Here is a 7,352-nt window from a genome sequence, read left to right on the forward strand (position 1 = left end):
TCATCGGCAACTGGTTCGCCCAGGGCGGCGGACGGCGCGAGAAGACCGTCATCGCCACCAAGGTGTACGGCAACATGGACACGGACGGCGCGACCGTCTGGCCCAACCACGACAAACTCTCCGCGCTGAACATCCGGCGCGCGGTCGACGCCAGCCTGAAGCGGCTGCGGACCGACTACATCGACCTCTACCAGTTCCACCACATCGACCGGGACACCCCGTTCGAGGAGATCTGGCAGGCGATCGACGTCCTCGTCGGGCAGGGCAAGATCCTCTACGCCGGCTCCAGCAACTTCCCCGGCTACAAGATCGCCCAGGCCAACGAGACCGCCGCCCGCCGGGGCGGCACCATCGGCCTGGTCAGCGAGCAGTGCCTGTACAACCTCGCCGAGCGCCGCGCCGAGATGGAGGTCATCCCGGCCGCGCGGGACTACGGCCTCGGTGTCATCCCGTGGTCGCCGCTGCACGGCGGGCTGCTGGGCGGGGTCATCAAGAAGGAGGTCCAGGGCGGTCGCCGCGCCTCCGGCCGGGCCGCCGACACCCTCAAGGACCCGGCTGCCCGCGCGCAGATCCAGGCCTACGAGGACCTGCTGGACAAGCACGGCCTGGAACCCGGCGAGGTCGCCCTGGCCTGGCTGCTCACCCGGCCCGGCGTGACCGGCCCGATCGTCGGCCCGCGCACCGCGGCACAGCTGGAGTCCGCCCTGCGGGCCGTCGAGCTGGAGCTGGGCGAGGAGCTGCTGCAGAGCCTGGACGAGATCTTCCCGGGCCCCGGTCCGGCCCCGGAGGCCTTCGCCTGGTGAGCGCCCCGCGGACGGGGCGGGGCCGCACGGGGCACGCGGCCCCGCCCCGCCGGGCGGGCAGGCGCACGGCCGCTATCTGACGGCCGAGGCCAGGGCCACGACGACGAACAGGAGAACGAGCGCACCGGCCATGATCCGGTTCCGGGTTTTCGGGTCCACGTATGCGAGACTAACCGGCCCCGTCCAGAGCCCAGCGCTCGACCACCTCGTACCGGGGCTGCTCCCCCGGCACCCCGGACGTCGGCAGCCGGCTGCGCACCAGCGCCATGTCGGCCACGGTCCAGCTCCGCCCGGCGAACTCGGCGAGCAGTCGCGTGTACGGCCGGACATCGACCGCGTCCCGGCTGCGGGCCAGCGTCAGGTGGGCCTTGTACCGCCGGTGCTCCCCCGTCTCCAGCCCAGCCTTGCGCGCGGCCGCCTCCGCCCGGTCGGCCAGCAGCCGCAGCGCCTCCAGGTCGCCCCGGGCGCCCGCCCACAGCGCGCGGCCCCGCCCGAACTGGCCGCCGCCGGCGACGGCGAGGGGGAAGGGCGCCGAGCGGTGGGCGGCGCGGGCCAGGCGGTCCGAGAGGGCGGGTACGACGCCGTCGGGGACCTCGCCGTAGAAGGCGAGGGTGAAGTGCCAGCCGGGGCGGTCGGTCCAGCGCAGCCGGCCGGCGTCCGGCAGCGTCCGCAGCCGGGACACCTCGGCGGCGAGTTCGTCGACGACGTCCTCTGGGGGCAGTACGGCGGCGAAGAGTCTCATGGCCTCACGATCGCAGACCCCGGGCGGCATGATGACGCCATGACGATCACCATTCGAGAAGGCCGCCCGGAGGACCTGCACGCGATACTCGGCATGCTCGACAGCAGTGTGGAGTGGCTGGTCTCACAGGGGCGCACCGAGCAGTGGGGCACCAAGCCGCTGTCGCAGCACGAGAAGACGGTGCGGGCGGTCGCCGGGGCCATGGACGAGGGCGCCACCTACATCGCCGAGGTGGACGGCGTGCCGGCCGCCAGCCTCACCCTCACCGACGGGCCCGGCTCCTACCTGTCCCACCTGCCCCCGCCCGGCGAGCCCGAGCGGTACATCCACTGGCTGGCCTCCGACCGCCGCTTCAAGGGGCGGGGCGCGGGCAGCGCCCTGCTCGCGCACGCCGCCGAGACGACCCGGCGGGCCGGCATCGGGCTGCTGCGCGTGGACTGCTACGCGGGCGGCGACCGCAAGCTCGTCGCCTACTACGAGGCCAACGGCTTCACCCCGACGCACACCTACACCCACGGCCCGGAGGCCTGGCCGGGCCAGGTACTGGCCCGACGGCTCGACTAGGACCTCCGCACGCAGCGGGCGCGCCGGCCAAGCACGGGCTCACACCGGACCGGGCAGACGAGCGCGGGCTCACACCGGACCAGCCAGGCAAGCGCCGGTTCGCACCGGGCCGGACGAACAAACGCAGGCTCACACCGGACCGGACAGACAAGCGCGGGCTCGCACCGGACCAGACGGGCAAGCGCCGGCCTGGCCGGACCGGACAGGCAAACGCAGGCTCACACCGGACCAGGCAGGCAAGCGCGGGCCTGGTCCGGACGACGGATCCCCCCGGCCGGGGCGCCCACGCCGGGCGCCCGGGCCGGGGAGCCGGGCCGGGGGGGCCAGGCCGGGGGGCCAGGCCGGGGAGCCGGGCCGGGGGGGCCAGGCCGGGGGGCCGGGCCGGGCAGACAAGCGCGGGCTCGCACCGGGCCGGGCGAACAAACGCGGGCTCGCACCGGACCAGACGGGCAAGCGCCGGCCTGGCCGGACCGGACAGGCAAGCGCAGGCTCACACCGGACCCGAGACGCAAGCGCAGGCTCACACCGGACCCCAGACGCAAGCGCAGGCTCACACCGGACCAGGCAGGCAAGCGCGGTCCTGGTCCGGACAACGGGTCCCCCCCCGGCCGGGGCGCCCACGCCGGGCGCCCGGGCCGGGGAGCCGGGCCGGGGGGCCAGGCCGGGGAGCCAGGCCGGGGGGACCAGGCCGGGGCGGGGCGGAGGCGGGGCGCCCGCGCCGGGGCGCAGGGCCGGGGCGCCCGGGCGGGGGCGCAGGGCCGGGGCGCAGGGTCGGGGGCAGTACTTCCGCTGAGCCGCCGGGGGCCTACGCGGCGGTCGTCAGCCGTTCCCGGTCCCGCGGTACGAAGCGGACCCGCGGGTGGCCGTGGTGCCAGCCCACCGACAGGCGCAGGCCGCCGATCCGGGCCAGGACCAGGCCGATCGCGGCGGCCGCCGCGGCCGAGATCACCCCGCCGGCCGCGAAGCCGATCCGGGCGCCGTAGGTGTCGGTGATCCAGCCGACCACCGGCGCGCCCAGCGGCGTACCGCCCATGAAGACCATCATGAACAGGGCCATCACCCGGCCGCGCATGGCCGGGTCGGTGGCCATCTGCACGGCCGTGTTCGCGGTGACGTTCACCGTCAGGCCGAACATGCCGATCGGCACCATGAGCAGTGCGAACAGCCAGTACGACGGTGCCGCGGCGGCCACGGTCTCCAGCGTGCCGAAGGCCAGCGCGGCGGCGATCAGCAGGCGCAGCCGGGCCGTGCCGCGCCGGGCGGCCAGCAGGGCGCCGACCAGGGAGCCGACGGCCATCAGGGTGTTGAAGAGGCTGTAGGCGCCGGCTCCGGCGTGGAAGACGTCGTCGGCGTAGGCGGACAGCCACACCGGGAAGTTGAAGCCGAAGGTGCCGATGAAGCCGACCAGGACGATCGGCCAGATCAGCTCCGGCCGCCCGGCGACGTAGCGCAGCCCTTCCCGCAGCTGGCCCTTGCCGCGTGGCGCGCGCTCGACGACGTGCAGCTCGCGGGCGCGCATCAGCAGCAGGCCGGTGATCGGCGCGGCGAAGGACAGGCCGTTGGCGAGGAACGCCCAGCCGGTGCCCACCCCGGTGATCATGAGGCCGGCGACGGCGGGGCCGACCAGCCGGGCGGACTGGAAGTTCGCCGAGTTCAGGCTGACCGCGTTCTGCAGCTGCGCGGGGCCGACCATCTCGGAGACGAAGGACTGCCGGGCCGGGTTGTCGACCACCGTGGCGAGGCCGACGGCGAACGCGGCGACGTAGACGTGCCAGACCCGGACCTCGCCGGAGAGGGTCAGGGCGGCGAGCGCGAGACCGGTGACGGCCATCGCGGACTGGGTGACCAGCAGCGTGGGCCGCTTGGGCAGGCGGTCCACGAGGACGCCGCCGTACAGGCCGAACAGCAGCATCGGCAGGAACTGCAGGGCCGTCGTGATGCCGACGGCCGCGGAGGAGCCCGTGAGGCTGAGGACGAGCCAGTCCTGGGCGATGCGCTGCATCCAGGTGCCGGTGTTGGAGACGACCTGGCCGAGGAAGAAGAGGCGGTAGTTCCGGATCCTCAGCGAGCTGAACATCGAGGACGTGCGCGGGACAGCGGGGGTGGTAGGGGTCGGTGCGGGGGCGGAAGGTGTTCCGGATCCCGTACTCAAAGGGGTTCGCCTCCTTCGGTGGTGCTTACAGGTGTGCGAGCTTCTCCAGTACGGGGGCGGCGGCGCGCAGGGCGGCCCACTCGTCCTCGTCGAGGCCCTCGACCAGGCCGGCCAGGAAGGCGTTCCGCTTGCGGCGGCTCTCCTCCAGCATGGTCTCGGCCTGCTCGGTCTGGGTGACGACCTTCTGGCGCCGGTCATCGGGGTGCGGCTCCAGCCGGACCAGGCCCTTGGCCTCGAGCAGCGCGACGATGCGGGTCATCGACGGCGGCTGGACGTGCTCCTTGCGGGCGAGTTCGCCCGGGGTGGCGCTGCCGCAGCGGGCGAGGGTGCCGAGCACCGACATCTCGGTGGGGCTGAGCGACTCGTCGACCCGCTGGTGCTTGAGGCGACGGGACAGCCGCATCACGGCGGAACGGAGGGCGTTCACGGCGGCAGCGTCGTCGCCATGGGAAAGGTCCGGCATGTTCTTTAGCGTAACTCATTACTCTCGCTAAAGACCAGTCGTGCGCGCCCGCGTACCCCGTGAGCCCCGCCACTCACGCCCGAGATCACCCGTACGAGTGAGCCCGGTCCGGAAAGTGACGCGCCGGGCGCCCGGCTGCGGCGACCCTCGTACCCATGGGGACCACTGTGCTCAGCCTGCGGATAGACGGGGAGCTGCTCGAACGGCTCCGGCACCACGCGGCGAAAAGGGGAATGAGCGTCCAGGACTATGTCGTCCGGACGCTCATTCGGGATGACTTCGACGAGCGGTTCCAGACCGCCGTCGAGGAGACGGAGAGGTTCTACGGGGTCACCTGACGGCTCCCGCGCGGGCTCAGGTCAGGCCCAGGGCCGGCATCAGGTAGTAGAAGGCGAAGACCGCAGAGACGACGTACATCGGCACCGGGATCTCCCGGCCCCGGCCGGCGGCCAGGCGCAGCAGGGTGAAGGTGATGAAGCCCATGCCGATGCCGTTCGTGATCGAGTAGGTGAACGGCATCATCAGCATCGTCACGAAGGCCGGGACGGCGATGGTGTAGTCGGCCCAGTCGATCTCCTTGATGGAGTTCGACAGGATCAGGAAGCCCACCGCGACCAGCGCCGGGGTGGCCGCCTGGGACGGGACCATCGTGGCGACCGGGGTGAGGAACAGCGCGACGGCGAAGAGGCCGCCGGTGACGACGTTCGCCAGGCCGGTCCGGGCGCCCTCGCCGACGCCGGCCGTGGACTCCACGAAGGCGGTGGTGGCCGAGGAGGAGCCGGCACCGCCGGCCGCGACGGCGAGGCCGTCCACGAAGAGGACCTTGTTGATGCCCGGCATGTAGCCCTGGGCGTCGGTCAGCTTGGCCTCGTCGCTGATGCCCATGATCGTGCCCATCGCGTCGAAGAAGCACGACAGCAGGACCGTGAAGACGAACAGGATGCCGGTCAGCACGCCGACCTTGGAGAAGCCGCCGAACAGGCTGACCTGGCCGACCAGGCCGAAGTCGGGGCTGGCGACCGGGTTGCCCGGCCACTTCGGCACCGTCAGGCCCCAGGAGGGGATGGTGGCGACCGCGTCGATGATCATGGCGAGGACGGTCATGCCGACGATGGAGATCAGGATCGCGCCCGGGACCTTGCGGACGATCAGCGCGAAGGTGAGCAGCGCGCCGAGGATGAAGACCAGCACCGGCCAGCCGGTGAGGTGGCCGCCGGTGCCCAGCTGGACCGGGACGGTGGTCTGGGCGGCGTCCGGCATCCGGGTGACGAAGCCGGAGTCGACCAGGCCGATCAGCATGATGAACAGGCCGATGCCGATGGCGATCGCCTTGCGCAGGCCGAACGGCACGGCGTTCATCACGCGCTCGCGCAGGCCGGTGGCGACCAGCAGCATGACCACGAAACCGGCGAGGACGACCATGCCCATGGCGTCCGGCCAGGACATGCGCGGTGCGAGCTGGAGGGCGACGACGGAGTTCACCCCGAGGCCGGCGGCGAGCGCGATCGGCACGTTGCCGATGACGCCCATCAGCAGCGTGCTGAAGGCGGCCGTCAGCGCGGTGGCCGTCACCAGCTGCCCGTTGTCGAGGTGGTGCCCGTACATGTCCTTCGCGCTGCCGAGGATGATCGGGTTCAGCACGATGATGTACGCCATCGCGAAGAAGGTGGCCAGACCGCCGCGGACCTCGCGGGCGACGCTGCTGCCGCGCTCGGAGATCTTGAAGAAGCGGTCGAGGGCGCCGTGTGCCGGCGCGCCCCCCGGCTTTTCGGGGGTGGGGACCTTGGCCTGGGCCGAGGTGGACATGGAGGACCTCATTCCCAGCGAGGTTCCCCCGAGCCCCGTTGGAGTTTTCTACGATCAGAAGCGGTCAAAGACAAACGGTTTCAGTATGAAGGTATGAGTCGGAGATCGCTATCTCCGCGCGTAGACAGCGGTGGCGCATAAGCTGTGCCCATGGCTAAGTGGACCCCCAAGCACGAGGCGCCGGAGCCCCTGGAGGGGCCCGTGGTCGCCACGATCACCGGCGGCACCCTCGTGTGGTTCGTCCTCTTCCTGGTCCAGCTCCCCTTCTACGGCTGGTTCGAGGACCACGGGCACCTGTGGTGGCTGTGGACGTGCCTGGCCGGGGGCGGGCTGGGGCTGATCGGCGTCTGGTACGTGCGCCGGCGGGACGCGGCGATCAAGCGGTCGGCGGCCGAGCCGGGAACCTGACACCCGGCCCGGCGCGTTCGTGCGGCGGGCGGACACGGACCCACGTACCGTCGAATGCATGAGCCATATAGACGCGGGCGCCGAACTCGACCCCGTCCACCCCGTGGCCCTGCCGGCGAGCCGGCCGGCGGGGCTGACCGGGGCGGAAGTGGCGGAGCGGCGCTCGCGTGGCCAGGTCAACGACGTCCCCGTGCGCAGCAGCCGGTCGCTGGGGCAGATCGTCCGGGCCAACGTCTTCACCCGGTTCAACGCGGTCATCGGCGTGCTGTGGCTGGTCATGCTGTTCGTCGCGCCGATCCAGGACAGTTTCTTCGGCTTCGTGATCCTCGCCAACACCGGCATCGGCATCCTCCAGGAGTGGCGGGCCAAGCAGACCCTGGACGCGCTCGCGGTGGTCGGGGAGGCCCGGCCGAC

General features: G+C 72.4%; 8 protein-coding genes and 1 pseudogene. 5 read left to right on the top strand and 4 right to left on the bottom strand.

Annotation, left to right across the window (positions count from 1 at the left end):
- Window positions 1–803, top strand: an 803-nt coding sequence (locus IE312_RS30560; protein WP_229900623.1) for an aldo/keto reductase, incomplete at its 5' end; no start/stop codon positions are given.
- A 169-nt stretch (window positions 804–972) separates the two neighbouring features.
- On the opposite strand, the gene thpR is transcribed toward IE312_RS30560, so the two are convergent.
- Window positions 973–1,545, bottom strand: a complete 573-nt coding sequence (thpR, locus tag IE312_RS30565; protein ID WP_189985507.1) for an RNA 2',3'-cyclic phosphodiesterase — start codon at window positions 1,543–1,545, stop codon at window positions 973–975.
- 39 nt (window positions 1,546–1,584) lie between these two features.
- Here thpR and IE312_RS30570 point away from each other — a divergent pair, with 39 nt between their 5' ends.
- The gene (locus tag IE312_RS30570; RefSeq protein WP_189985508.1) at window positions 1,585–2,109 is read left to right on the top strand and encodes a GNAT family N-acetyltransferase; all 525 of its coding nucleotides are present in this window, start codon (window positions 1,585–1,587) and stop codon (window positions 2,107–2,109) included.
- Between the two features lie 805 nt (window positions 2,110–2,914).
- Here the strand turns inward: IE312_RS30570 and IE312_RS30575 are convergent.
- A complete protein-coding gene (locus IE312_RS30575; RefSeq protein ID WP_370467635.1) occupies window positions 2,915–4,261 on the bottom strand; it encodes an MFS transporter in 1,347 nt (448 codons plus the stop codon).
- Between the two features lie 25 nt (window positions 4,262–4,286).
- Entirely contained in the window at window positions 4,287–4,724 is a 438-nt protein-coding gene (locus IE312_RS30580; RefSeq protein WP_189985509.1) for a MarR family winged helix-turn-helix transcriptional regulator, read from the bottom strand.
- A 155-nt stretch (window positions 4,725–4,879) separates the two neighbouring features.
- Here IE312_RS30580 and IE312_RS30585 point away from each other — a divergent pair, with 155 nt between their 5' ends.
- On the top strand, window positions 4,880–5,062 hold the full coding sequence (locus IE312_RS30585) for a ribbon-helix-helix protein, CopG family (protein ID WP_189985510.1): 183 nt from the start codon (window positions 4,880–4,882) through the stop codon (window positions 5,060–5,062).
- Window positions 5,063–5,078: 16 nt separating this feature from the next.
- Here the strand turns inward: IE312_RS30585 and IE312_RS30590 are convergent, their stop codons facing one another.
- A complete protein-coding gene (locus tag IE312_RS30590) occupies window positions 5,079–6,530 on the bottom strand; it encodes an NCS2 family permease (protein ID WP_189985511.1) in 1,452 nt (483 codons plus the stop codon).
- Between the two features lie 150 nt (window positions 6,531–6,680).
- Here IE312_RS30590 and IE312_RS30595 point away from each other — a divergent pair, with 150 nt between their 5' ends.
- Window positions 6,681–6,938: a DUF2530 domain-containing protein gene (locus tag IE312_RS30595; RefSeq protein WP_189985512.1), complete on the top strand. Its 258-nt coding sequence runs from the start codon at window positions 6,681–6,683 to the stop codon at window positions 6,936–6,938.
- Between the two features lie 58 nt (window positions 6,939–6,996).
- Window positions 6,997–7,352, top strand: a pseudogene (locus tag IE312_RS42570) (cation-translocating P-type ATPase); the annotation flags it as partial.

The organism is Streptomyces capoamus (assembly GCF_014654935.1).
Lineage (GTDB): Bacteria > Actinomycetota > Actinomycetes > Streptomycetales > Streptomycetaceae > Streptomyces > Streptomyces capoamus.

Bases quoted from the DNA above. Each gene is read 5' to 3' on its own strand.
- IE312_RS30585 (WP_189985510.1), top strand. From the start codon at position 4,880: ATGGGGACCACTGTGCTCAGCCTGCGGATAGACGGGGAGCTGCTCGAA.
- IE312_RS30580 (WP_189985509.1), bottom strand. From the start codon at position 4,724: ATGCCGGACCTTTCCCATGGCGACGACGCTGCCGCCGTGAACGCCCTC.
- thpR (WP_189985507.1), bottom strand. From the start codon at position 1,545: ATGAGACTCTTCGCCGCCGTACTGCCCCCAGAGGACGTCGTCGACGAA.
- IE312_RS30590 (WP_189985511.1), bottom strand. From the start codon at position 6,530: ATGTCCACCTCGGCCCAGGCCAAGGTCCCCACCCCCGAAAAGCCGGGG.
- IE312_RS30570 (WP_189985508.1), top strand. From the start codon at position 1,585: ATGACGATCACCATTCGAGAAGGCCGCCCGGAGGACCTGCACGCGATA.
- IE312_RS30595 (WP_189985512.1), top strand. From the start codon at position 6,681: ATGGCTAAGTGGACCCCCAAGCACGAGGCGCCGGAGCCCCTGGAGGGG.